The organism is Flavobacterium sp. RSSA_27 (genome assembly GCF_051547125.1).
Classification (GTDB): domain Bacteria; phylum Bacteroidota; class Bacteroidia; order Flavobacteriales; family Flavobacteriaceae; genus Flavobacterium.
This window is the reverse complement of the sequence record NZ_JBPTTN010000001.1, coordinates 292,451-318,604: the sequence shown is the minus strand read 5'-3', so window position 1 is coordinate 318,604 and position 26,154 is coordinate 292,451. Positions and strand designations below refer to the sequence as shown.

At 36.3% G+C, this 26,154-nt stretch carries 23 protein-coding genes; 2 read left to right on the top strand and 21 right to left on the bottom strand.

Features of this window, described 5'->3' with window-relative positions; genetic code table 11:
* Positions 1 to 46 precede the first annotated feature (46 nt).
* From ACSVH5_RS01385 to clpB, 6 genes are all read right to left on the bottom strand, one after another.
* Complete coding sequence (locus ACSVH5_RS01385) at positions 47 to 1,087, bottom strand: agmatine deiminase family protein (RefSeq protein ID WP_438059963.1); 1,041 nt, start codon at positions 1,085 to 1,087, stop codon at positions 47 to 49.
* 2 nt (positions 1,088 to 1,089) lie between these two features.
* A complete protein-coding gene (locus ACSVH5_RS01380; protein WP_438059673.1) occupies positions 1,090 to 1,977 on the bottom strand; it encodes a carbon-nitrogen hydrolase in 888 nt (295 codons plus the stop codon).
* Positions 1,978 to 2,109: 132 nt separating this feature from the next.
* Positions 2,110 to 2,475: a glyoxalase gene (locus ACSVH5_RS01375; RefSeq protein ID WP_438059672.1), complete on the bottom strand. Its 366-nt coding sequence runs from the start codon at positions 2,473 to 2,475 to the stop codon at positions 2,110 to 2,112.
* 185 nt (positions 2,476 to 2,660) lie between these two features.
* Positions 2,661 to 3,533 carry a DUF808 domain-containing protein gene (locus ACSVH5_RS01370; protein WP_438059671.1) on the bottom strand — a complete coding sequence of 291 codons (873 nt, stop codon included), beginning with the start codon at positions 3,531 to 3,533 and terminating at the stop codon, positions 2,661 to 2,663.
* A gap of 38 nt (positions 3,534 to 3,571) precedes the next feature.
* The gene (locus ACSVH5_RS01365; RefSeq protein ID WP_438059670.1) at positions 3,572 to 3,829 is read right to left on the bottom strand and encodes a hypothetical protein; all 258 of its coding nucleotides are present in this window, start codon (positions 3,827 to 3,829) and stop codon (positions 3,572 to 3,574) included.
* Between the two features lie 201 nt (positions 3,830 to 4,030).
* The gene (gene clpB, locus ACSVH5_RS01360) at positions 4,031 to 6,634 is read right to left on the bottom strand and encodes an ATP-dependent chaperone ClpB (protein WP_438059669.1); all 2,604 of its coding nucleotides are present in this window, start codon (positions 6,632 to 6,634) and stop codon (positions 4,031 to 4,033) included.
* Between the two features lie 152 nt (positions 6,635 to 6,786).
* Between clpB and ytxJ the strand changes: the two genes are divergently transcribed.
* Both ytxJ and ACSVH5_RS01350 read left to right on the top strand, forming a co-directional pair.
* Entirely contained in the window at positions 6,787 to 7,176 is a 390-nt protein-coding gene (ytxJ, locus tag ACSVH5_RS01355; protein WP_438059668.1) for a bacillithiol system redox-active protein YtxJ, read from the top strand.
* Between the two features lie 75 nt (positions 7,177 to 7,251).
* Complete coding sequence (locus tag ACSVH5_RS01350) at positions 7,252 to 7,773, top strand: GNAT family N-acetyltransferase (protein WP_438059667.1); 522 nt, start codon at positions 7,252 to 7,254, stop codon at positions 7,771 to 7,773.
* Positions 7,774 to 7,858: 85 nt separating this feature from the next.
* On the opposite strand, the gene argH is transcribed toward ACSVH5_RS01350, so the two are convergent.
* The 15 genes from argH to ACSVH5_RS01275 form a co-directional block, all read right to left on the bottom strand.
* Complete coding sequence (gene argH / locus ACSVH5_RS01345) at positions 7,859 to 9,139, bottom strand: argininosuccinate lyase (RefSeq protein WP_438059666.1); 1,281 nt, start codon at positions 9,137 to 9,139, stop codon at positions 7,859 to 7,861.
* A 166-nt stretch (positions 9,140 to 9,305) separates the two neighbouring features.
* Positions 9,306 to 10,370, bottom strand: coding sequence for a M20 family metallo-hydrolase (locus tag ACSVH5_RS01340; RefSeq protein WP_438059665.1), 1,065 nt, complete (start codon positions 10,368 to 10,370; stop codon positions 9,306 to 9,308).
* Between the two features lie 147 nt (positions 10,371 to 10,517).
* Positions 10,518 to 11,294 (bottom strand): acetylglutamate kinase, encoded by a 777-nt coding sequence (argB, locus tag ACSVH5_RS01335; protein WP_438059664.1) that lies wholly within the window; start codon positions 11,292 to 11,294, stop codon positions 10,518 to 10,520.
* A gap of 9 nt (positions 11,295 to 11,303) precedes the next feature.
* Positions 11,304 to 12,278 (bottom strand): N-acetylornithine carbamoyltransferase, encoded by a 975-nt coding sequence (locus ACSVH5_RS01330; RefSeq protein WP_438059663.1) that lies wholly within the window; start codon positions 12,276 to 12,278, stop codon positions 11,304 to 11,306.
* 53 nt (positions 12,279 to 12,331) lie between these two features.
* Positions 12,332 to 13,093: a glutamate 5-kinase gene (gene proB / locus ACSVH5_RS01325; protein ID WP_438059662.1), complete on the bottom strand. Its 762-nt coding sequence runs from the start codon at positions 13,091 to 13,093 to the stop codon at positions 12,332 to 12,334.
* A gap of 102 nt (positions 13,094 to 13,195) precedes the next feature.
* A complete protein-coding gene (locus ACSVH5_RS01320; RefSeq protein ID WP_438059661.1) occupies positions 13,196 to 14,392 on the bottom strand; it encodes a glutamate-5-semialdehyde dehydrogenase in 1,197 nt (398 codons plus the stop codon).
* A gap of 86 nt (positions 14,393 to 14,478) precedes the next feature.
* The gene (locus ACSVH5_RS01315) at positions 14,479 to 15,615 is read right to left on the bottom strand and encodes an aspartate aminotransferase family protein (RefSeq protein WP_438059660.1); all 1,137 of its coding nucleotides are present in this window, start codon (positions 15,613 to 15,615) and stop codon (positions 14,479 to 14,481) included.
* 126 nt (positions 15,616 to 15,741) lie between these two features.
* Positions 15,742 to 16,719 carry an N-acetyl-gamma-glutamyl-phosphate reductase gene (argC, locus tag ACSVH5_RS01310; RefSeq protein ID WP_438059659.1) on the bottom strand — a complete coding sequence of 326 codons (978 nt, stop codon included), beginning with the start codon at positions 16,717 to 16,719 and terminating at the stop codon, positions 15,742 to 15,744.
* A 217-nt stretch (positions 16,720 to 16,936) separates the two neighbouring features.
* Complete coding sequence (locus tag ACSVH5_RS01305; protein ID WP_438059658.1) at positions 16,937 to 18,136, bottom strand: argininosuccinate synthase; 1,200 nt, start codon at positions 18,134 to 18,136, stop codon at positions 16,937 to 16,939.
* Positions 18,137 to 18,193: 57 nt separating this feature from the next.
* On the bottom strand, positions 18,194 to 18,811 hold the full coding sequence (locus ACSVH5_RS01300; protein ID WP_159684929.1) for a GNAT family N-acetyltransferase: 618 nt from the start codon (positions 18,809 to 18,811) through the stop codon (positions 18,194 to 18,196).
* A gap of 492 nt (positions 18,812 to 19,303) precedes the next feature.
* Positions 19,304 to 20,485 (bottom strand): hypothetical protein, encoded by a 1,182-nt coding sequence (locus ACSVH5_RS01295; RefSeq protein ID WP_438059657.1) that lies wholly within the window; start codon positions 20,483 to 20,485, stop codon positions 19,304 to 19,306.
* Between the two features lie 116 nt (positions 20,486 to 20,601).
* Complete coding sequence (locus ACSVH5_RS01290; RefSeq protein WP_438059656.1) at positions 20,602 to 21,312, bottom strand: YebC/PmpR family DNA-binding transcriptional regulator; 711 nt, start codon at positions 21,310 to 21,312, stop codon at positions 20,602 to 20,604.
* Positions 21,313 to 21,406: 94 nt separating this feature from the next.
* Complete coding sequence (locus tag ACSVH5_RS01285; RefSeq protein ID WP_438059655.1) at positions 21,407 to 23,434, bottom strand: carboxy terminal-processing peptidase; 2,028 nt, start codon at positions 23,432 to 23,434, stop codon at positions 21,407 to 21,409.
* 6 nt (positions 23,435 to 23,440) lie between these two features.
* Positions 23,441 to 24,523 (bottom strand): glycine cleavage system aminomethyltransferase GcvT, encoded by a 1,083-nt coding sequence (gene gcvT / locus ACSVH5_RS01280; protein ID WP_438059654.1) that lies wholly within the window; start codon positions 24,521 to 24,523, stop codon positions 23,441 to 23,443.
* A gap of 124 nt (positions 24,524 to 24,647) precedes the next feature.
* Positions 24,648 to 26,087 carry a M20/M25/M40 family metallo-hydrolase gene (locus tag ACSVH5_RS01275; protein WP_438059653.1) on the bottom strand — a complete coding sequence of 480 codons (1,440 nt, stop codon included), beginning with the start codon at positions 26,085 to 26,087 and terminating at the stop codon, positions 24,648 to 24,650.
* Between the last annotated feature and the right edge of the window lie 67 nt (positions 26,088 to 26,154).

Below are 26,154 nucleotides of genomic sequence, written 5' to 3'. Positions count from 1 at the left end.
TAGAATTTGTCTAACAGTCGTTTTTTTTAAGTTCTTTAGTTTGTATTTACTCCGGAATTTGTTGACTCAAGCAATGCAACGTTCCAAATCCCCAAATAAAATCAATTGCACTTATTCCGATGATTTCTCTATCAGGAAAACACTCCGAAAGGATATTCAAAGCTACTCTGTCATTTGCATCGTTGAATGTAGGTACCAAAACACAGTGGTTTAAAATCAAGAAATTAGCATAACTCGCTGGCAAACGCAATCCATCAAAATCAATGCGTTTAGGCATAGGTAAAGTAACAATTACTGGTGCTTGTCCGTTTTCTAGTTTCGCATTTTGTAAACGTTTTAAGTTGTCTTGCAAAGGTTTGTAATTGCTGTCATTTGGATCCATTTCAACAATGGTTACAATAGTATCCTCGTTTACAAATCGGCACAAATCATCAATGTGTCCGTGAGTATCATCTCCTTCGATACCATCTCCTAGCCAAATGACATTGGTAATGCCTAAGTACTCTTTAAAAACCGCTTCGTAATCTTCTTTGGTAAAACCTTCATTACGCACCTGAATCGTAGGATGCATCAAGCATTCTTCTGAAGTTAACAAGGTGCCACGTCCGTTTACATCAATGGCGCCACCTTCTACAATTACGGGCTTTCCTTTGTAAGTCACTTGAGTTAAGGGAAGCTGTAAATGTTCAGCGACTTTACTCGGTACGTGTTTGTCTAAATTGATGTTTTTATACTTAGCCCAGCCGTTAAAATTGAAATTCAAGGCTTCTCTCTGATTGCCATTTTTTACAATGATTGGACCAGAATCACGCATCCAACTTCTATTGGTTTTATGAAAAATGAAGGATATCTGGTCTAAATTAACGGTTGCTATTGTTAGCAATTCAGTGACTTTCTCTCTTTGTTTTTCATCGGCAACTACCAAAAACACAGTTTCGTAGGTGGCTACTTTTTTGATGAATTCTACGAAAGCCCATTGTACTGCTTCGTATTTTCCTGGCCAGTCTTTTCCGTTATGCGGAAAACATAATACGATTCCTTGCTGTTTTTCCCATTCTGCAGGGAATCTTCGTGTTGAAGTACTCATCATTAATCGATTGCTCTTTTAGTTATATCTCCAAAAGCATCGATTCGTCTGTCTCTGAAAAACGGCCAATTCTGACGTACGTTTTCTTGTAAATCCAAATCTACTTCGGCGATTAGTATTTCTTCTTTATCATGTGATGCTTGCGCTAAAATTTCGCCTTGTGGTCCTGCAATAAATGACGAACCCCAAAAATCTATTCCAGCAGTTCCTTCGATGTATTGTTCCAAACCAATACGATTGGCTGCTGCTACATACACTCCATTGGCTACAGCGTGACCTTTCATCACATTCATCCAAGCGCCGTGTTGGTTTTCGCCATACTGTTCTTTTTCTAAAGGATGCCAACCAATTGCAGTTGGATAAAATAACACTTCAGCTCCTTGTAAAGCTGTAAGACGTGCACCTTCTGGATACCATTGATCCCAACAAATTAAGGTTCCAATTTTTCCTTTTTGTGTAGGGAAAGCTTTGAAACCTATGTCGCCAGGAGTAAAGTAGAATTTTTCATAGAAATGAGGATCGTCTGGGATGTGCATTTTGCGATATAATCCTGCTTCGGTTCCATCGGTATCAATGATGTAAGCACTGTTGTGGTAAATTCCTGCCATTCTTTTTTCGAAAAAAGGAACAATGATTACCACGCCTAATTCTTTGGCTAATGCCGAAAAAGCAATAAATGAAGTGCTATATAAAGGTTCTGCCAAGGCAAAATTATCCACGTCTTCACTTTGACAAAAATAATGACTGCTATATAATTCTGGTAAGGAAATAACTTCTGCGCCTTGTTTTGCTGCCTCTCGAACCCAGTGCAAACATTTTTTTAAGTTGTTTTCAGCAACATCGTTGAGGTTTAATTGAATAACCGCTATTTTGTATTTTTTATTAGGCATAACTTAAAATTTAGAGTGCAAAAGTAGTTATTTTTTCTAAAGAGTTCTAATGAGAGAAAATGAAAGTTGGGTTTGTTGCCAAGCTATCATTGGTTTTGTTGAAGTTTAATTGTAAATAGAATTTATTTTTTATCAAGGATTAAATGCTCCAAAATGCCAAAGAATCCCTGAAGGATCGTGTAAAAAACATTCCTTTCCCCAATCGAGATATCGAATAGGAACTAATTTCGCAGTTGGATACTTTTCATTTAAATGCAAAGCTTTTAATGATTCCCAGAATTCTTCTACATTTTCAATTTCCATAAAAACCATAGTATTGTCGACCCAATCTTTCACATAAGCATCTTGTAGGTAGAAGCCAAAGTTTGCCGTGCTGAAATAACTCATATTGCTAGAAAGAATACTTTCATTAAAGCCTAGATCTTTATAAAATAGTCTAGATTCTGTGTAGTTTTTTGAGCCTAAAAAGGGACGGATGGATTTGATTTTGAATTGCATTATTAGTATGTTGAGAGAATTCTTTCAGCTAAAAAAAATAGTTCAATCCATGCATTTACAAATACGCACAAATGTTTCGAATTAAAATGTCATATTCTAATTGAATAATAAATAATAAAGTTAGCTTTTATTTCGTAAAAAATACAAAGCTAACTTGTAAAGTATTGTAAATAATGTGTTTGGGGTTATTTTTTACCCATAATTTTCTTAAAGAGTGTACTAATAAGTAACGCAGAAAATCCAAAACCTAAACCGAATAGGATTTCTTTAATTAAATCAGGTACATTTGGTAAAACATGATGTAAATAATCGATTTGATGTGCAAAAATTCCGCCAGCTACCATAATTAATGCGATAGTTCCGATTACGGCTAAACTTTTAATCACTTTGGGTAAAGCGTTTACTAAGAAGCTTCCAATTTTGGTCAAAAAACCATTTTCTTTACTGCTTAGTTGCATTAGTTTGAATCCCATATCATCCATTCTAACAATTAGAGCAACAATACCATAAACCCCAACGGTTGCGATGATAGCAACAATAGAAACCACTGCAATTTGAGTTGAAATTGATTGCTCTAAAACGGTTCCTAGAGCAATAATTACGATTTCAACCGAAAGAATGAAATCAGTTACAATGGCCGCTTTGATTTTGCCCTTTTCTTGTGCTAAAATTTCTTCTTCTGTTAAGGATAAGGAGGTTAAAACCTCTGCTTTGTGATGATGATGGGGAAAAAAGTATTCATAAATTTTTTCAGCGCCTTCATAAGCTAAATATAGGCCTCCTAAAACTAAAATTACTTTAATGGCTAAAGGAGAAAAAGCACTTAATACAAAAGCAATAGGAAGAATGATTAGTTTGTTCAAAAACGATCCTTTAGTAATGGCCCACAATACGGGTAGTTCTCTTGAAGAAACAAATCCTGAAGCTTTTTCGGCATTGACTGCTAAGTCATCTCCTAAAATTCCTGCTGTTTTTTTGGTTGCAATTTTACTCATTGCTGCCACATCATCCATAATTGCTGCGATATCATCTAAAAGTGCAAAAAATCCTGATCCCATTTTTAAAATAAGTTAGTTAAAGCGTTAATAGTTTAGTATTACAATTTTTCATCAGAAGCACCAACTTCCTTAATTTGATCTAAGAGATTGGTTTGATTGGGTGAAATATAATTTTTAGTTTCATTTGTAGCTTCTTTTTTAAAGAGAAGATCTAAAGCATTGTATAATTTTAATAAAACATCCTTGTCTTGTTTGTCTATTTCCACTGCACTATTAAAATTAAAAACATAATTATTTGAATTACGTACTTCCACTTTAATGGTTTTAGGTGTGATTTTAAATTTAACAATATCCATTATTTAGGTTCTTTATTTTAAATAGAAATTATATAAAAGCTACATTTCTTTGATAGGAAAAACAAAAATACACGAATTTAAGTAGATATTCTGTTCCATAGGTTTTGAATTGCAAAAAAAAAACACCAATCTTTCGACTGGTGCTGTTGAAAAAAACTGTCAGAATTCAAAACTCTGACAGGGTTTAGTGGTAATCTTTGATTATACCACCAACTCTGTTTGATTTCTAAAAACAAGTTGGTTATCGAAGGCGTCGATCAAAATGATACTGTCGGTGGTGATTTTGCCCGACAGAATTTCTTTCGATAATTCGTTGAGCACTTCACGCTGAATGACACGTTTTACTGGTCTAGCACCAAATTGAGGATCGTATCCTTTTTTCGATAAATAGTCTATCGCTTCGGGAGTAGCGTCCATGGTGATGCCTTGTTGTGCCAACATTTTGGTCACGCTTTTTAGCTGTAAACCTACGATTTGAGCGATGTTAGCATTGGTCAACGGAGTAAACATCACGATTTCGTCGATACGGTTGATGAATTCTGGACGAACCGTTTGTTTGAGTAATCCCAATACTTCTACTTTGGCGGCTTCGGTGGCAGCTTCGATACTTCCTTTTAAATTCTCGAATTTATCTTGAATAATTTGGCTTCCCATATTCGAGGTCATGATGATAATTGTGTTTTTGAAATCGGCCAAGCGTCCTTTATTGTCTGTCAATCTACCTTCGTCCAGCACTTGCAGCAAAATATTGAATGTGTCAGGATGCGCTTTTTCTATTTCGTCCAGCAGAATCACAGAATACGGTTTTCTTCGCACCGCTTCGGTCAATTGTCCCCCTTCGTCGTAACCCACATAACCCGGAGGCGCTCCAACCAATCGGCTTACGCTGTGGCGTTCTTGGTATTCGCTCATGTCGATTCGGGTCATGGCATTTTCATCGTCGAATAAATATTCAGCTATGGCTTTGGCCAACTCAGTTTTACCCACACCAGTCGTTCCTAAGAAAAGGAAGGTTCCTACGGGTTTTTTCATATCCTGCAAACCTGCGCGACTTCTACGAACCGCATCGCTCACTGCCTCAATGGCTTCTTCTTGTCCTACCACACGTTTGTGTAATTCATCCTCTAATTTCAATAGTTTTTCGCGTTCGCCTTGTAGCATTTTCATGACAGGAATTCCGGTCCATTTGGCTACAACCTCGGCAATATCTTCTCGCGTTACTTCTTCTTTAATCAAAGAAGTACCCGATTGATTTTCTTGTAATTGATGCGTAAGATTTGCTAATTTTTCTTGCGCTTCTTTGATTTTACCGTAACGAATCTCCGCTACTTTACCATAATCTCCTTCACGTTCGGCGCGTTCTGCTTCGTACTTGAAGTTTTCGATTTCTGTTTTTACCAATTGTATGTTATCTACGATATCTTTTTCAGATTTCCATTTGGCAAAAATTTCGTTGCGTTCTTCTTTTAAATTGGCCAAATCCAAGCCTAAAACTTTCAACTTGCTTTCGTCTTTTTCACGTTTGATGGCTTCGATTTCAATTTCAAGTTGCATGATTTTACGATCCAAGACATCGAGTTCTTCGGGTTTGGAGTTAATTTCCATGCGTAATTTCGATGCCGCTTCGTCCATTAAATCGATGGCTTTATCCGGTAAAAATCGGTTAGAAATGTAACGTTGTGACAATTCAACCGAAGCAATAATGGCTTCGTCTTTAATTTGAACTTGATGGTGTGTCTCGTATTTTTCTTTGATACCTCGTAAAATCGAAATAGCGCTTTCGGTATCGGGTTCTTCCACCATTACTTTTTGGAAACGACGTTCTAAGGCCTTGTCTTTTTCAAAATATTTTTGGAATTCATCCAAAGTGGTGGCTCCAATGGCACGCAATTCGCCACGTGCCAAAGCTGGTTTCAAGATATTGGCAGCATCCATCGCACCTTCGCCACCACCAGCTCCAACTAGTGTGTGAATTTCGTCTATGAATAATACGATTTCTCCTTCCGAAGCGATAACTTCTTTGACTACCGATTTCAATCGTTCTTCAAATTCTCCTTTGTATTTAGCTCCTGCAATCAGAGCACCCATGTCAAGTGAGAACACAATTTTGTTCTTTAAGTTTTCGGGAACATCACCCGCAACAATTCGGTGCGCCAAACCTTCGGCAATCGCGGTTTTACCCACACCTGGTTCTCCCACGAGCATCGGATTATTTTTGGTTCTTCTAGTCAAAATTTGAAGAACACGACGAATTTCTTCATCACGCCCAATTACAGGATCTAATTTTCCGGTTTTAGCTAACTCGTTTAGGTTTTTAGCATATTTACTCAAGGAATTATAGGTTTCTTCTGCCGAGGCCGAGGTTACGCGTTCGCCTTTGCGCAATTCGTCGATGGCTGCTTTTAGTCCTTTTTCAGTCACACCTTGGTCTTTTAGAATTTGGGCGACTTTACTTTTAGAACCAAAAATGGCTAGGATTAAATGCTCAATGCTAACGAATTCATCGTTCATTTTTTTGGCAATGATTTCGGCTTCATTAAGTGCGGTGTTTGCACTTCTAGATAATTGAATTTCGCCACCTGTTACTTTGGGGAAATTTTGAATTTGATTATCTAAAATTTGAAGAAACAAAGGCACGTTTACGTTTAGTTTTTTCAAAAGAAAAGGTGCTACATTTTCGTCTACTTCAAAAATAGCTTTGAAAATATGTTCGTTTTCTATTTGTTGTTGCCCTAGGCTTTGCACCAATTGTTGGGAGTGCTGAATGGCCTCTTGGGATTTAATGGTAAATTTGTTGATGTTCATGATTGATAGATTTGATGATTATTGTTCGTTGTAAATGTTTATTTTTGTTGAAAATCGTCAAATGGTATTCCAATATAAATTTACGGACATTTTGACTGTTTTTATTTGATTTTGAGTAGTATTTAACGACAAAAAGACATAAAAAAGACAAAATGAGCCTATTTAATTCCTTATTCGGTAGTTCAGAAGAAAAAAAAGAATCGGTTAGTAAAGTCAATTGGATACCCTTGCAATTGATGGGACAATTGGACGAGTTAACGGCGCATTCTAATGAAAAACCTGTACTTATCTTCAAGCACAGTACGCGTTGTAGTATTAGCCGATTTGCCTTGAAACAGTTTGAAAATGAGTTTGAACTGCACGATAGTACCGATGCTTATTTTTTAGATTTAATTACGTATCGTGAGATTTCGAATGAAATTGCTGCTCGTTTTGGCGTGCAACATCAATCGCCTCAATTGATTTTGATAAAAGAAGGGAAAGCCATTTATGATGCCTCACATAGTGATATTGAAGCTGGGGTTTTGAAAGAGTACGTTTAATTTCTTTCTTGGATAATAAGTTATACTACTATTCACTAGACTGAAAGTACTAGATTTGAACATCAAAATATATATATGACGACTATTGAAATAACAAAAGTAAAGCCTAATGAAATTGTTCCATTGCAAAAAATAGGGAGACAAACTTTTCAAGAGACTTTTTCTGATTCCAATTCTGAGGAAAACATGAAAAACTATTTGGAAGAAGGTTTTTCTGTTGAAAAGCTTACTTTAGAGTTACATAATAAAGATTCTGAGTTCTATTTTGCCACCCATGACAATGAAATTATTGGGTATTTGAAAATCAATTTTGGTGATTCTCAGACCGAGTTGAAAGATAACAAAGCGCTTGAAATTGAACGTATTTATGTTATAAATGCCTTTCATGGGAAGCGTGTGGGACAATTGCTTTATGATAAAGCCATAACTATTGCCAAAGAAAAAGGCGTTGAGTATGTATGGCTAGGTGTTTGGGAAGAAAATGTGAAAGCCATTCGTTTTTATACAAAAAATGGTTTTGTGGCCTTTGACAAACACATTTTTAAGCTAGGCGATGACGAACAGACCGATATTATGATGCGCTTGAAATTGAGTTAATCCTGATTTAAAAATCGTAATCGAGTTTAATAAAAAAACCGTTCTAAATTTCTTAGAACGGTTTTGTATTTTAGATGCATTTCTTTTAAAAAGCTGCTCTCATTTTTTCTTTAATTTCAGCCAAACACAAATTATTGATACTTCCTTCGTGGGTGTGTTGGGTGGCTTTTGGTGATTCGTAAGTACCATTTTCTAATTGTTCTGCCACCGATTTGTAGGCGTCTCTAAAAGGCATTCCTGCAACTACCATTTCGTTTAAAGTGTCTACGGTAAATAGATAATTGTATTTTGGGTCGGCTAGAATGTTGTCTTTTACCTTAATGTCTTTGATGGAAAAAATGGCAATATCCAAACAGGCTTTTAGATTTTGAATCGCAGGAAATAATCCTTCTTTCAATAATTGAAACTCACGGTGATAGCCACTAGGAAGGTTGTTGGTGATTAAAGTGATTTCATAAGGCAACGCTTGAATTTTGTTGCATTTTCCACGAATTAACTCAAAAACATCGGGATTTTTTTTGTGGGGCATAATGCTCGACCCAGTGGTTAGATGAGCTGGTAAACTAATAAAATCAAAGTTTTGGCTCATATATAGACACACATCCATAGAGAATTTTGCCAAAGTCGCTGCCACGCTACTCATAGCAAAAGCGACAGTTTTCTCCGATTTTCCACGGCTCATTTGTGCTGCTACCGAATTGAATTTTAAAGTAGCAAAGCCTAATTCCTGAGTAGTAAAGGTTCGGTTGATAGGGAAGGAGCTACCATAGCCTGCGGCAGAACCTAAGGGATTTTGATCGACCACTTTCAAGGCGGCGTTCAACATCGTGATATCGTCTATCAAAGTTTCGGCATAAGCAGAAAACCACATACCAAAGGAAGAGGGCATAGCAATTTGTAAATGCGTATAACCTGGCAACAGCACATTTTGATACTGTTCCGCGGATTCCATCAACAAATCGAATAGCGTTTTTACTTGTTCTTTGAGGGCGATAACGACATCTTTTAAATACAAATTGACATCCACCAGCACTTGGTCGTTTCGAGAACGGGCGGTATGTATTTTTTTACCAGCGTCGCCTAGTTTTTCCGTCAATAAATATTCGATTTTGGAATGTACGTCTTCAAAGCTGTCTTCGATTTCGAAATCTCCTTTTTCGATAGCTGTGATTATCTCTTGTAAGGTCAAAACTAAATCATCAGCTTCTGTAGCCTCCAATAATCCTATTTGAGCCAACATTTTAGCGTGAGCGATAGAACCTAAAGCATCGTATTTGGACAAAACCAAATCGAGTTCACGGTCATTTCCTACCGTAAAATGTTCGATTTGCTTGTCGGTTGGTATTCCTTTTTCCCAGAGTTTCATATTATTATATTTTTCAAAAAGCACCACAAAAGTGAACAGAGGTTACCAAAGTGTCTTTGTTAGATTTATGTTCTCGTTTTATTTTATTCCTAGCCCCGATAGTAGTGAAAATCCTTTTATGGCGGGGTTCGCCATAAAAGATTGTAACGGATAGCGGGATTAGCTCCTAAAAAAAATCTGTCAATATTTTAATGTACAATTCAATTCCTTCTACGATTTCATTGATGTAAATGAATTCGTCTGCCGAGTGTGACCGCAGGGTTTCTCCTGGACCTAGTTTTAACGACTGGCAACTCAATACCGATTGGTCTGAAAGCGTAGGAGAGCCATAGGTGGTGCGCCCTAACGCGATTCCTGCTTGTACTAATCCGTGTGAAAGAGGAATAGAAGAAGCATTTAAGTGCATGGAACGCGGCGTAATCTCAGCCTTCACTTGTTGACGAACTGTGTCTAATATTTCCGCATTAGTATAACAATCATTTACTCGAATATCGACTACCAAATGACATTCTGCTGGTACTACATTGTGCTGTTTTCCAGCGGTGATTTGGGTTACCGTCATTTTTACAGGTCCTAAAACTTCTGATATTTTTTCGAATTGGTAGCTGTTAAACCAACTGATGACAGGCATCGCATTGTAAATTGGATTGTCAGGATTATGATGCGCTGCGTGACTTGCGGTACCTTTTACTACTACATCCAAAACCAAGAGCCCTTTTTCGGCAATGGCCAAATTCATTAAGGTAGGTTCGCCCACTATGGCACAATCAATTTCCGGTAAATGTTGTAGTACACTGTTCAAGCCGTTTTTGCCACTGCTTTCTTCTTCTGCGGAAGCGACCATCACCAAATTGTATGGCAAATTTTCTTGAGTATAAAAATGAACAAAAGTGGCCAATAAAGCCACTAAGCAACCTCCCGCATCGTTACTGCCTAAACCAAATAATTTTCCGTCTTTTTCGATAGGTTCAAATGGATCGTTGGTATAGCCTTGGTTGGGTTTTACGGTATCGTGATGCGAGTTCAGTAAAAGCGTAGGTTTAGCCGCATCAAAATGTTGATTATACGCCCAAATATTATTGTTTTCCCGCTCAAAAGGAATGTTATTTTGTTGGAACCATTGCTCTATCAAAAGCGCAGTTTGTGCTTCTTCACTAGAAAAGGAAGGAGTAGTAATCAGTGCTTTTAGTAAGGCGATGGCTTCTTGTGTAAGTGTTGTAATGGTTTTCATTTTTTGTTTTTTGCCACGAAGGCACTAATTTTTTGTCTTTAATCTGTGTAAATCTGTGTAATCTGTGTTTAATTTTTGTTTTTTAATGGATAAAAATTAGTGTTATTCGATATTTTTTGCGACTTAGTTTCTTTGCCGTTACTACATTTACAATGTGATACTCGTACAAAGTGCGTTGTTGTCTTTCAATAGTTTGTGATGTCCAATTTTTATTTTATGAACGCCTTTGGACAAGCTGTTAAAGCAATTGTCGAGTTTTGGAATCATCCCTGAATGTATGGCGCCTTCTGTTTTTAATTGGTCATACAGTTCTTTATTGATGTTTTCAATTACGGAAGTATCATCATCAGCATCATACAAAACCCCTGATTTTTCGAAGCAATACGTCAAAGTTACTTCAAATACTTCCGACAGAGCAATGGCTAATTCACTGGCAATTGTATCAGCATTCGTATTCAATAATTGTCCTTGTTTGTCGTGTGTAATAGCGCAAAAAACCGGTGTTATCTCGTTTTTAATCAATGTTTCTAGCAGCGAGGTGTTTACTATTTGTACATCGCCCACAAAACCGTAATCAATCGTGGGATGATTTCTTTTAGTAGACTGAATCAAATTGCCATCTGCGCCAGAAAAGCCCATAGCATTAGTTCCATTTGCGTGCAATTGTGCAACTATATTTTTGTTGATTTCACCTGCATAAATCATCACCACAACGTCTAGCATAGGCTGGTCGGTAATGCGTCTTCCATCAATCATTTGAGGGACTAAGCCAATACTTTTTGCCATTTTGGTAGCTGATTTTCCTCCACCGTGCACCAACACTTTATAGCCTTCAATTTTTGAAAAATCGGCAATAAATTGCTGTAGTTCGGCTGGGTTGTCAATGATATTACCTCCGATTTTTACTATTGTAAGTTGTTCCATTCTTTTGAATTAATACTCTAAACTTTTGGTTTTATTAGGTAATCTTTTCAGTATTTTTTGTAAAACCAATTGTGCCGAATAGGTTCTGTTTTGGGCTTGCTGGATCACAATGGAGTTTTCGCTATCAATCACTTCATCGGCTACAATCACATTGCGACGCACCGGAAGACAATGCATAAATTTGGCATTGTTCGTCAACTTCATTTTCTCAGCCGTAACGGTCCAATTTTCGTCTGTATTCGTCACTTTCCCGTAGTCGTTGTAATTGCTCCAGTTTTTGGCATAAATAAAATCAGCATTTTCAAAAGCTTTGTCCTGATTGTATTCAATTACCGAATCCTTGGTGATTTCAGGATTCAATTCATAACCTTCTGGGTGCGTAATTACAAAATCCATATCTCTTTGCAGTTGCATCATTTCTACAAACGAATTGGCCACGGCCTGAGGTAATGCTTTGGGATGAGGTGCCCAAGTCAGTACTACTTTAGGTTTGTGTTTGGTTTTGAATTCGGCCATTGTAATTGCATCGGCCAAGGATTGTAGCGGGTGACCTGTAGCACTTTCCATATTAACAATAGGCACAGTGGCATATTTTACAAAACCACTCAAAACTGTTTCTGCATTATCTTTTTCTTTATCCGTAAGTCCCGCAAAAGCTCTGATGGCAATAATATCACAATATTGCGAAACGACTTCGGCGGCTTCTTTGATGTGTTCTGATGCGCCTTGATTCATAATTGTGCCGTCTTCGAACTCCAAAGTCCATCCTTCAGCTCCAAAGTTCATCACCATCACATTCATTCCTAGATTGATGGCTGCTTTTTGAGTACTCAAACGCGTTCTCAAACTTGGATTGAAAAAGAGCATAACCAATGTTTTGTCTTTACCCAATCTTTGATTTTTTAAAGGGTCTTTCTTTATCTTGAGGGCTTGTTTTACCCATTTTTTTAGGGAATCGATTTCTTTTATTGAGGTGTAATTCATGATTAGTTATTTTAGTATTTCTGAATTATTGTGTTGAATTTGAATTAACTAAGTTAAATAATTTTAGTGAAAGGGATTTCATTCCGCAGCGCTTTCCGCATAAAATCATCCTCAAGGCCATTCACAATCCAAGTCTCAATATTGGCTTTTTTGGCAATTGCTGCCGATTCTATTTTAGATTGCATTCCTCCAGTTCCGTGTGACGATTTTGTGTCACCTATTTCTTTTTGTAACAATGACAAATCGGTTACTAGTTCAATCGTTGATGGAAGTGCATCGTTGATAGAAGCTTTAGTGTAAATTCCATTAGTATTGGTGGCAATAATCAAAATATCTACATCTAACAATACGGCTGCTAAAGCGGCTAATTTATCATTGTCGCCAAACTTGATTTCGTCCGTCGCCACCGTGTCATTTTCATTGATGATGGGGATGTAGTTGTTTTTGACCAACACATTGATGGTGTTCACGATGTTGTCTTTGGATTGTTCTTTTTCAAAATCAGAATAGGAGAGGAGACATTGTGAAATATGCAATCCTAAATCGCTGAAATTTTCGTGATAAATACGCATCAAATGGGGTTGCCCTATGGAGGCTAAGGCTTGTTTTACAAAAACTTCTTGATCATTATTGTCAAGTTTTACAAACTGTTTGGCAGCGGCAATCGCCCCAGAACTTACAATAATGAATTCGTATTGGTCTTGTAGCGCAGCAATTTGCATACCGATATCCTCAATCTTACCTCTCGAAATATGATTGGTTTCCTTGGTTAAGGTGTTGCTGCCTAATTTTAATAATATTCTTTTTTTTGTCATCTTTTTTAACCGCAAAGGGCGCAATTTTTTTATAATTGGAACGATTAAAACGCAACGTTCGCAAATCTTTCGTCTAAAATCTATACTCTCAATTCTGTCATTTTATCGAACCTGTCCTTCTCCGTAAACATACCATTTGTTGGTAACCAAATGTTGTAAACCAATGGGGCCGCGTTGGTGTAATTTGTCTGTGCTGATAGCCAGTTCTCCACCTAGACCAAATTGTCCTCCGTCGGTAAAACGAGTCGAAGCATTATGATAAACAGATGAGGCGTCAACATTATCCATAAATTCTTGGGCAGTAGTTTCACTTTCGGTGATGATAGCAGCTGAGTGACCTCCGCAATATTTATTGATTTTGGCTATTGCTTCTTGATTAGAAGAAACAGTGCCAATTACAATCTTGTAATCCAAAAATTCTTCATACCAAATAGCATCTGAATCAATTTGAGAAATTTGAGTTGATTTGGCTATTGTAGCATCTCCCAAAACAGTCACTTTTCGTTCTTGTAAAGCAAGGACTAATTGGTTTGCAAAACTTTCCCAATTCGGTAAATTAATATCAATTATTACTTTATCTAAAGCGTTGCAAACGGATATATTTGAGGTCTTTGCGTTTATAATTATATTTAAAGCTTTGGTTACATCCGCTTCTTTTTCGATGTATAAAAAGTTGTTGCCACGACCACTTACAATCACTGGACAGGTTGCGTGTTTTTTGGTGAATTCAATTAATTTTTCTCCTCCACGAGGCACAATCAAATCGACCTTTTGAGTAGGTTTTTCCAAAAAAGCTTGGGTTTGTGCTCTATCGTAATTCAGGTATTCTACCCAATTTGTTGCTACACCATTGCTGTCTAACGCTTGATGCCAAAGACTTACAATCTTTTGATTCGACAGTAAGGATTCTTTACCGCCTTTTAAAAGAATTTTATTTCCTGATTTAAAGGCAATACCACCCGCTTCAACGGTTACATCAGGTCGAGACTCGTAAATAATTAAAATAGTGCCAAATGCAGCCGTTTTGTTATATATTTTGAGACCATTATCGTGAACAAATTCAAAACGAATTTTTCCCACCGGGTCTTCTTGACTGGCCAATTGTTGCAAAGACAAAATCATACCGTCAATTTTGGCATCATCGACCAACAAACGTTTTTCCATTGCCAAATCTTCTCCGGAATAATTGGCTAAATCTTGTTGGTTACTACTTTTCAACGCCGTTCTTTCCTGCGCTAGCAAAGTCGCCATCGTGGTTAAAACGGCGTTTCTCTTTTCGATGGTTAGTAGTGTATTCATAGTTTTTGGTTAGTTAATTTTTTGGACGTGCCCTTTTTTTATTCTATAGCCATTGGTTTAAACCACAAGCCATAGAATAAAAAAGTCTATTTCAATTCGGCCAACGACTCTTTTAAGGCCATGATAAAGGTATCAATAGCTGCTGTGGTAATGGTCAAGGGAGGTAAAATTCTCAATAAGTTTTTATTATTGGCGCTACCCGTAAAAATATGTTTTTCTACAATCATTTTCTTGCGTAAGGCACTTACATCAAAATCAAATTCTACCCCCAACATCAATCCTTTTCCTTTTACTTTGATGATTTCAGGTACTTGTTGGATGGCTTTCATAAAGTACTCGCTAACGGCATTCACATTATCCATTAACTTTTCGCTCTTGATGACATCCAAAACGGCAATTCCAGCAGCACAAGCCAAATGGCTTCCGCCAAAAGTAGTACCTAGCAAGCCATAACTCGCTTTGAAATGTGGAGCAATCAAAATCCCCCCAATTGGGAAACCGTTGCCCATTCCTTTGGCCAAGCAAATGATATCCGCTTTGATGTTGTGGTACTGGTGCGCAAAAAACTTCCCGCTTCTGCCATAACCCGATTGGACTTCGTCTAATATCAAAACCGCTTCGTATTGTTTGCACAGTTTTTCTAAGGCTTGAAAGAATTCGGTTGTGCCTTCATCTAAACCACCCACGCCTTGAATGCCTTCTATAATCACGGTGCACACATCGCCTTTTTGTAATTCGGTTTTTACCAAATCAATTTGGTTTAGTGGTAAAAAAGTAACCACTTGTTGCGCATTAATGGGAGCCACAATTTTTTTGTTATCGGTTACCGCTACTGCTGCCGATGTTCTTCCGTGAAAGGAGTTATCGAAAGCAATCACTCTCGATTTTCCGTTGTGAAAAGAGGCTAATTTTAATGCATTTTCATTGGCTTCGGCGCCTGAGCTGCACAAAAACAAGGAATAGTCATCATAACCTGATAATTCGCCTAGTTTTTGGGCTAATTCTACTTGAAGTGGATTTTGGATAGCATTAGAATAGAATCCAATATTGTCCAATTGTTCTTTTACTTTCGCCACATAATGCGGTTGGGTGTGCCCAATGGAGATGACTCCGTGGCCGCTGTATAAATCTAAATATTCTACACCGTTTTCATCTGTAATGGTACAGTCTACTGCTTTTACAGGTGTGATATTGTATAATGGGTAAACGTCGAAAAGGTTCATTGTTGTTGTAATTTAAAGATTTAAATAATTTAAAAATTTAAAGATTTGTGTGTGTTACTGAATGATTTAAACTTTATGGATTTCATAATCCTTAAATTTTTCAATCTTTCAATCTTTCAATTTTTTCTAAAATCCACTTGGTTTCAAATGCAATCCGGTGCTTTCGTCGAGTCCGAAGAGTAAGTTCATATTTTGAATGGCTTGACCTGAGGCGCCTTTGACTAAGTTATCGATAATCGAAGTAATCAAAATTCGGTTGCCTTTTTTCATCAAACTAATGATGCATTTATTGGTTTGAACGACTTGTTTTAGATTGATGTTGGTTGTGGTTACGGTTACAAATGGTTCATTTTTGTAAAATGCTTCATATTTGGCCACAACATCTTCTAAACTTTCCTCACAATGTGTGTACAATGTGGCAAAAATCCCTCTTGGGAAATCGCCTCTGTTGGGGATGAAAAGCAATTCGTTGTTGAAATCTTCTTGTACTTGGTGCAAACTCTCGCCAATTTCTCCCAAATGCTGGTGTTCAAAAGCTTTGTAGTGCGACATATTGTTGTTTCTCCAACTAAAATGTGAGGTTTCTGAAAGACTCACTCCAGCTCCCGTACTTCCTGTGGTGGCATTGATGTGCACATCGCTGTTGAGTAATTTGGCTTCCGCCAAAGGCAATAATGCCAACTGAATCGCGGTAGCAAAACATCCCGGATTGGCAATGAATTGTCCGTTTTTAATGGCTTTTTTATTCAATTCGGGTAAGCCGTATATGAATTTTTTACCCTCAAACACTTCGTCTTTTTCTAACCTAAAATCATTGCCTAAATCAATGATTTTAGTATGGCTGGCAAATGTATTTTCGGATAAGAAAGCTTTGGATTTACCGTGACCTAGACATAGAAACACTACGTTTACATTGGGGTTGATGGTGTCTGTAAAATTCATTTCGATATCGCCCAATACATCTTGATGCGCTACCGAAAGGGGTTTTCCCGCATTGGTGGTGCTGTACACAAAATCTAGCTTGGCGTTGGGATGAAACATCAAGATTCTGATGAGTTCGCCAGCCGTATAACCCGAACCGCCAATAATTCCAATAGTAATCATAATTTTTATTTTGTTTCACCGCAAAGACGCAAAAGCGCTAAGGGTTTGTTTTTAAAATGTAAGTTTGTCATTCAAAAGTTCCCATTTTTTCTCTTTTAGCCCCGATAGTAGTGGAAATCCTTTGTGGGCTGGGGTTCAGCCTACAAATATTGCAACGGATAGCGGGAACTAATGTTTCCAAAAATGCCTGAACTTTCGCTCCTAATCAGTAATTATACTATTCGTAAGTTTCTTGATTCACAGATGAAAATATGTTTTGCGCATTGCCTAGAATTTTGATAAAGCCTTTGGCATCATCAGACGTCCAAGCATTGTTCATTTCGCCGTATTGACCGAAGCCGGTGTTCATTAAATCGTTTGGTGATTCGATGCCGTCTAAGCTGAAATGATATGGTTTTAAAGAGACCGTTACGGTTCCATTGACTGTCTTTTGCGTGTCTTCTAAGAATGTTTCGATGTTGCGCATCACTGGGTCCAAAAATTGCCCTTCGTGGAATAACATTCCGTACCAGTTGCCTAGTTGTTCTTTCCAGTATTGTTGCCATTTGCCTAGTGTATGTTTTTCTAACAAATGGTGCGCTTTGATAATGATTAATGGGGCTGCGGCTTCAAAACCAACTCTTCCTTTGATACCGATAATGGTGTCGCCCACGTGGATGTCTCTTCCTATGGCGTAAGCGCTAGCCAATTTTTCTAAGGCCACAATATTGTTAGAAGGTTTGTCTGCTTTGCCATTTATGGCAACCAATTCGCCTTTTTTGAATTCCAAAGTTACTTTCTCTTCACCTTCTTTTTGCAATTGCGAAGGGTAGGCCTCGCTTGGTAAAGGTTGTCCCGATGTTAAGGTTTCTTTTCCGCCCACACTGGTTCCCCAAAGGCCTTTGTTGATAGAATATTGTGCTTTTTCCCAAGAATAATGTACCCCGTTCTTGGCTAAATAATCTACTTCTTCCTGACGAGATAGTTTCAAATCACGAATAGGGGTGATGATTTCGATTTCGGGAGCGATGGTTTGGAAAATTAAATCAAAACGAATTTGGTCGTTTCCTGCGCCAGTACTTCCGTGTGCGATGGCTGTGGCTCCAACGGATTTGGCGTATTTTATGGCTTCGATGGCTTGAAAAACACGCTCGGCACTCACTGATAGCGGATAGGTGTTGTTTTTTAGGACATTACCATAAATCAAGTATTTGATGGCTTTGTCGTAATATTTGTCTAAAATGGTAAGGTTGGCGTGTTTAGCGCTTCCTAGTTCGTAGGCTCTGTCTTCGATGGCTTTTAATTCTGTTTCATCAAATCCACCCGTGTTAATTAATACTGTATGTACTTCGAATCCTTTTTCGTTTTTTAAATATTTTAAACAGTAGGACGTGTCTAATCCTCCGCTATAGGCTAATACTACTTTTTTATTTTCCATTGTATATCTTTTAATGTTTTGTGTCTGACAAAACGTTGATTTTTATTTTTTTAACTATTATTTTTTTAAGAAAAGGGCTTGTTTGATTTCTTTCAAACGATTCCATATCCGGACATTGAACGGGTGTTTGGGTGGGTTTTTCTGTTTTTCTTTAGGATCATACAGCATTCCGGTACACAAACACATTTTGTAGTCTTTGCTTTTTAGGATTTCAAAATTGGTACAAGTTTGACAGCCTTTCCAGAATGTAGGGTCTGTAGTCAATTGCGAAAAAGGAACAGGTTTGTATCCTAAATCGGAATTGATTTTCATTACCGCTAATCCGGTGGTGATACCGAAAACTTTTGCTTCTGGGTATTTTTGTTGAGAATACTCAAAAACGAAGGTTTTAATTTTTTTGGCTAATCCTAAATTTCTAAAGTCTGGGTGAACTATCAAACCTGAATGTGCGACGAATTGCCCGTGTTGCCAAGATTCGATATAACAAAAGCCTGCGAATTTTCCATCGATTATGGCGATAACCGCGTTTTCGGTTTCCATTTTCTTTTGGATGTATTCTGGGGTTCTTTTGGCTATTCCCGTTCCTCTTTGTAAGGCCGAGGTTTCAATTGTATCACAAATTTCTGCAGCAAATGTATAGTGCTCTTTTTGTGCTACTACTATAGAAATATTCATTTCGGAATTCGATTTAGAGGTTAAAAATCGTTTGGTTCTTTTTTTTAAAGCAATCATAGTCAATGCGCTATTAAAAGTACCACATTTTTTTTAACTATTTTATTGTAAATAATTGAAATGTAGTTACTTATAAAATTATATTGAGTTTCAGTCAGATTTGAAACTCCATTAAAAAATGGATTTGATTTCAAAATGGTAAAATGAAAAAGGATAAAATATAGAAAACACTTTTTTGGAGACTATAGGCATAGCATCCGCACTTCGGGAGAAGTAGCAAGTAAATTTATCCGGTAGATAGAAGTTATATGTAAACTTGTATTTTTCATCGATGCAAATTTACGATATAAAATTTTATAAAAAATCAAATTTTATTTAAAATTGTTAAATTTCATAAAAATTTATTTTTTAAAGCAAAAAAAGTGACTTTGAAAGTCAAAATCACTTTTTTTATGGTAATAGGGGGAAGAATTGTTTTTTGAAAAGCTACTTTTCTTATTCGAATCGGTTAGAATTCATAATATCTTTGATTTTTGACTTTAAATCTTCTCCTGTATCATACACCATTTGCTCTGAAGTAGGAAATGGAACAGCTCTACGGTCAAAATTAGAATAATAGCTTTCCTCAGAAGCTCTTCTATCTCCTTTGTAGGTGGCATAAATATTTTCAAAAACAAATTCGCTTGTAACAGGGTAGGATTGAAGTAATTGATTGCCTTTTGTGGTAAAAAATTCTACTTTAGCCGTTACTTGACACGTTTTAAGTTGACGGTATTCATAGATTTGAACCGTTACTTTTTTGAAATTATCGACTAAAACTTCTTTGCCTTTTTCGTCTAACACTATTTTACCATTAGCATCAACTACTTTTTTGTAACCGTCTTTGATATCGCGTTCTTTGATGAATTCACGTTCTTTAACTTGTTCTGGAGAAATCAATATGTTTCGGAACAGAATCATCATAGAAAAGTCGTATTTGGTTCCTTTTTCAGGCGCATTGTGATACACAATCCAGGGATTATTCAAGCGATATGTACTGAAGTCCAACAAATCGGTTTGCAAACGCGCAGGAATAATCATATTGGTTTCGTTTTTGGTTTTTACCAAAACAAAATCGGTTCCTTTGAATTTGGCTTCGTCTAATAATCGATTTACTTCTTTATAGTTAGGACTAATTTTATTGAGATACGTCAATTCATCAAAAGCGTTTCTAAAATTTGCTTTGGTATTGGTTTTCATCAATTGTAGCGCCTTTGTGTATAAGTATTCGGCTAGTGCGGCTTTACTTGAAACGATTTGGCTGTTGTAATTTTCAAAAGGAAAAATAGCATTGCGGCCTTCTTTAATTAAAAACAAAGGAAGGACAGGTTTTATCTTTTCTTGGCGGTCGTGTAACTGCACATAATAATTATACAATTTTTCGATTTGATTGGGATTGGATTCAATATTTAGCATTTGAATATTGTTCAAATCTCTCTCTTTGGCTTTGGCAAAGGCTTCTTCGAGTAGGTAAATGTAGTCTTGTTTACCTTTTTTGTCTTTGTTGGTTCTTAGGTTAGCCAAAGCGTTGTTGATGGCTTCATCATAATTACCGGTGCTAACTAATTGTTGGGTTTGTTTTACTCCACAACCACTAATAATAAAAAGGAGGAATAGGATTAGAGTAGTTTTCTTCATATTAAATGTAATTTCTAGTATTAGATTAGATTTTGGCTCTTTTGGAGATGCCAAATATAGCGCCAAAAAAAATCCGACAAATCAAAGTGTCGGATTTTATTTTTAATTACGTAGTGTTACTCTTCCATGGTGTGATATACGTTCATTACGTCATCATCTTCTTCAAGTTTTTCAATCAATTTTTCTACATCAGCCATTTCAGCTTCGGAAAGTTTTTTAGTGATTTGTGGAATCCTTTCAAAACCAGAAGATAAGATGTCTAAATTTCTGTTTTCTAGTTCTTTTTGAATGGTTCCAAAGCTATTGAATGGAGCATAAATCAAAATACCATCTTCATCTTCAAAAACTTCTTCGGCACCAAAATCAATTAATTCTAATTCCAATTCTTCAGCGTCGATACCTTCTTTTGGAATTCTGAAATTGCAAGTATGATCGAACATAAATTCAACAGATCCTTGTGTACCCAAAGTCCCGTTGCATTTGTTAAAGTAACTTCTAACATTAGCTACTGTTCTGTTGTTATTATCCGTTGCGGTTTCTATTAAAATAGCAATTCCGTGTGGTGCATAGCCTTCAAATAAAACTTCTTTATAGTTGGCAGTATCTTTTTCGGTTGCTTTTTTTATGGCGCGTTCTACGTTTTCTTTAGGCATATTGGCTGCCTTAGCATTCTGGATAACGGCTCTTAATCTTGAGTTGGCATCTGGATTTGGACCGCCTTCTTTTACTGCCATTACGATATCTTTACCAATTCTAGTAAAGGCTTTGGCCATGGCTGACCAACGTTTCATTTTTCTACCTTTTCGGAATTCAAAAGCTCTTCCCATTTCTATTTATATTTTGAACTGCAAAAATACAGTTATTCCTTATTTTACCAAATGCATTTAGAATTCTTTTGTAGTTTGCCACGTAGCAAACTTTCTATTTTAATTCAAAATAATCGTTGATAATTTGAATGGCTTCATTTAAATAATGATTATTTTTTAAGGTCTTGATTTGTTCTTCTTTGATGGCTCTTTGTGAAGGATAAACTTTTAATAGTGATTCATTGAAAGTAGCGTTTTTTACTTTCAAATTAAGAGTTTCATCTTTGAAATTGGTTATATCATCAGTTATAGAAGTCATTTCTTTTTGTTCTTCGAAAATCGACTTTATTTCTAAGGGAATTGTATTTTTTGGGTTTTTGACCACAGCATCAATTCTTTTGTTCAAAGCCACTATGTTGTTAAAATACGAATTGTCTTGAACTCTTCGATGGCTGATTTTGGCCAAATGGTGAATTAATTTATGTTTTATATAGGGTGTAAAATTGATCGAGGTGGTTAGTACATCATTTTTGAAGGCTGTAGGATAGTCACTTTCATTTTGCATAATCGACTCGTATAAGATCGGTATCTTTACATCTGGAATGACCCCTATGCTTTGATGACTTTTTCCTGTAATACGGTAGAATTTATTAATAGTCACTTTGACAAAATTGTCCTCATCATTTTCTAAGGGTAATATGGTTTGCATAGTCGCTTTGCCCAATGTGCTGCTGCCAATGACCATTGCTCGGTTATAATCTTGTAAAATCGTAGCGAAAAATTCACTTGCTGAAGCGGTACCGTTATTGACTAAGATGATTACTGGGCCTTTGTATAAATAACCTCGGTAAGAATCTTGAATAATTTGTTGGCGTTTGGTTTTATCGACCACTATTGATATTGGGCCATGGTGTACAAATAAACCAGCTAGCTTAATTGCTTCTTCCATTGATCCGCCTCCATTGTCCATTAGGTCAATCACTAAACCGTTAATATTGTCATTTTGAAGTTTTATGATTTCTGAGCCTACATCTTCGGCACAACCACTACTGTTTTTGTTTTCAAAATTGGAATAAAAACTAGGTATTTTAATGTAACCGATTTTGTTTTTACCTTCAACCACATAGCTGTAAACAGTATTATCTTCATCTTTGATGACTTCTTTTTCGAGAGTGACACTAAAGTTTTTTTCACCTTTTCTTTTAATCATCAAAGTGATGATTTTATTGGCGTCAGAACTGATTAACTCAGATATTTGTTCCATAGAAGCACAAGTCACTCTAAGTGTTTCTTTGGTATTACTTATTGAAAGTATTTGATCTCCTTTTTTTAATTTTCCATTTTTGAAGGCTGGGCCATTTGGGTCTATTTCTTCAATAATGATTTGATTTTTTTCATTTAAATTTACCATGAAGCCTAATGATAGGCGTTCTTTGGATAAAGAGGATACAAAATTTGATTTGCTATTGGCGCTAAAATAGTTGGTGTGTGGGTCAAAATAGGTGCAAAAAAGGGCGAAAATTTTTTCAGTAATATAGTTTTTCCTTTTAAGCTCGGTATTAATTTTACAAATTTCATTTTGAATCGTAATGCCTTTGTAATAATTGATTAAGGATTCAAAATTGGCTTGAATGGAATCTAGATTTTTAGAGCTTCCAGCTATTTCAGTTAGGATGTCAAAACGAAGTTTCTTTCTCCATGTTTTTTCCAAATTTGAAGGGGTAATATAAACAGGAAAAGCTTTTTTATATACTCTAACCGTATCTTGTAAGCTGTAATCTAAGTTCTCTTTATCTAATTTTTCTAAAATAGATTTGTTTCTTAGGATTGCTTTTTGGTAAATAACATCTATAGTAGTAATGAATTCACAATCTTGGTTTTGAATTAGATTGTCTAGTTGCAACCGATACTTATTAGACAAAGTATCGTATTCAGATGTAAAAAAAACATTTCTTCCAGGGTCTAAATCATTGATTAAATTGTCAAATATATAAACCGATAGACTATCGTCTACCGGTTTAGGTTGTACATGCTCTTTTTGAATAAGCGCATTTATTTTAGAAAGAATTTTACAAGCGTCCACATTATTTTGAGCCCATATTTGGCTAGAGAATACTAAGGCTACCAGTAAAATTTTTTTCATGATGTTTTATTTTTTGTAAAAAGGGAGTTTTACCACTTTGGCAGGTACATCGTTCTTTCTAATTCTTATATAAATAGTGCTATCAACGGCACTATTGGCAGTTGTTACATAACCAAGACCAATTCCTTTATTCATTGAAGGCGACATTGTTCCAGAAGTTACAACTCCTATAACTGCTCCAGTAGCATCAACAATTTCGTAGTCATGTCTTGGTACTGCACGTTCTTGCATTTCAAAAGCTACTAATTTCTTGCTTACACCAGCTTCTTTTTGTTGTTTCAAGTTTTCTGAATTCGTAAATTCTTTTGTGAATTTTGTAATCCATCCTAAACCAGCTTCAAGCGGTGAAGTGGTATCGTTGATGTCATTTCCATACAAGCAGAATCCCATCTCTAATCGCAAAGTATCTCTTGCTGCTAATCCAATAGGTTGAATCCCAAAAGCAGCTCCAGCTTCGAAAACTTTGTTCCAAATGGTTGCTACTTGGTCATTTTTGCAATAAATTTCAAAACCACCCGAGCCAGTATATCCTGTTGCTGAGATAATAATGTCTTGGAAACCTGCAAATTCGGCAACTTCAAAATGATAGTAAGCAATGGCCGATAAATCAATGGTAGCCAATGATTGCATGGCTTCAACAGCTTTTGGTCCTTGAATTGCCAATAAAGAATAGTCATCGGATAAGTTTTCCATCGTTACACCTAAATCATTGTGAGAGGTAATCCAATTCCAATCTTTTTCAATATTTGAAGCATTAACTACCAAAAGATATTTTTCTTCTTGCATTTTATATACGATTAAATCGTCTACGATGCCACCATCATTGTTTGGTAAACAAGAATATTGGGCTCTTCCAATGGTAAGCGTTGAAGCATCATTAGAAGTTACTTTTTGAATTAAGGCCAAGGCATTTGGACCTGAAAGCATGAACTCACCCATATGCGAAACATCAAAAACACCCACTCCGTTACGAACGGTTTCGTGTTCTATATTTACTCCTTGGTATAATATTGGCATATTGTATCCTGCAAATGGTAGCATTTTTGCTCCTAACTCCTCGTGTATGTGCGTAAGCGCCGTATTTTTCATTGTGTGTGTTTTGTATAAAATTTAGTGGCGCTAATTTATTGATTTTATTTCGTGTGGCAAAGAATTAGCTAGCGATATATGAGTTCTGATTTGGAGTGTTTTTTTTAAATTATTTGCAATGAAATTAAAAATCATTAAGATTTTGAAATAAACGAATGTAAAATCGAATCATATTATGGTAATTTTCTATTCCAACGTGTTCGTCAAATCCGTGAATATGTTCCAAGTCGGCATTGCTAAAATGCAAGGGTATAAATCGAAGAATGTTATGGCAAGTAAGGTTGAAATATCGAGAATCGGTTGAGCCAATAACCAAAACTGGAGCAACAATAGCTTTTGGGAAAATTTCGTGACAACTTTTCTCTAAGGCTCGGTAACCTACCGATTTTTTTTTGGCTATGGGCGAGGCATTTACAGCTTCTCCTTTAAAACTAACTTTTACTTTTGGGTTGTCAATTACTTTTTTGAGATAGGGCATAATGTCTTTAATGGAGTCACCTGGAATTAATCGGAAGTTGATAGTAGCCGAGGCTTTGTGTGGTAGAACATTTTCAGATTCCCCCGAAGTAAACATGGTTGTGGCAGCTGTGGTTCGTATTAAAGCATTAGTAGAATATTTTTTTGCTAATTCTTTTTTGATTAAGCCACTAAAAAGCCAACTGTTTCTAAATACTATTTTTTTAGAGAAATCCATTTCAGAGGCAATTTCGTCAAACATTTTCTTGGCTAACCCGTGATAATGGGCTTTGAAAGGATTGTTTTCAATATTGGCAATTGCCTGGCTTAGTATACCAATGGCGGTATGTTTCGATGGCATCGAAGAGTGACCACTTTCTTGATTGACGGTTAGTTCTACTGTAGCATATCCTTTTTCGGCTATGCCTATGAATGCAATAGGTTTCGCAACTTCTGGAATAATATCTAGACCAACGCCTGGACCTTCATCTAAAATTAATTCGAATTCTATATTGTTTTTTAGGAACCAATCTGCGATTTCTTTCGCGCCATTACCCTTGGTTTCTTCATCATCTCCAAAAGCAAAATAAATGGTCCGTAACGGTTCAAAGTTGTTTTTGAGGGCATATTCGGCAGCTTCGAGTAAGCCAATAAGTGAAGCTTTATCATCAAGTGTACCCCGTCCATAAATTTGTCCATTTTTGATTACTCCTCCAAAGGGTGGGTAATTCCATTTGTATTTTTGATGTTTGGCAGGCACTACATCTTGATGTGCCATGAATAAATTAGGTTTTAGGTTGGGATTTAAACCTTCCCATTTTAAGAGGATAGCGTGCGAATTGAAGGAAATTTGTGTGCAATTTTGAAATACTAAGGGGTAGCTAGATTTCAAAAATTGATAGAATTTTCCAAACTCATCCTTGTAAAAATCTAAGGAATCAGTTTTAGAAACCGTTTCAAACTGAATTGCATTAGAGAGTCTTTGAGTAGCCGAATCACTAATGATGATACTTTCATAAGAAATTATTTTTTTCTTTTTCTTTTTTAAAAACTGTGCTGAAATCGAATACGAAAATAAAAAAATAAAAGTAAAGCAATACAATCTCATTTCTCAGCTTGTTTTAAAAGAGTATCAAGTATTTTATTGCTAAAATATATAAAATTATGTTAAAAAT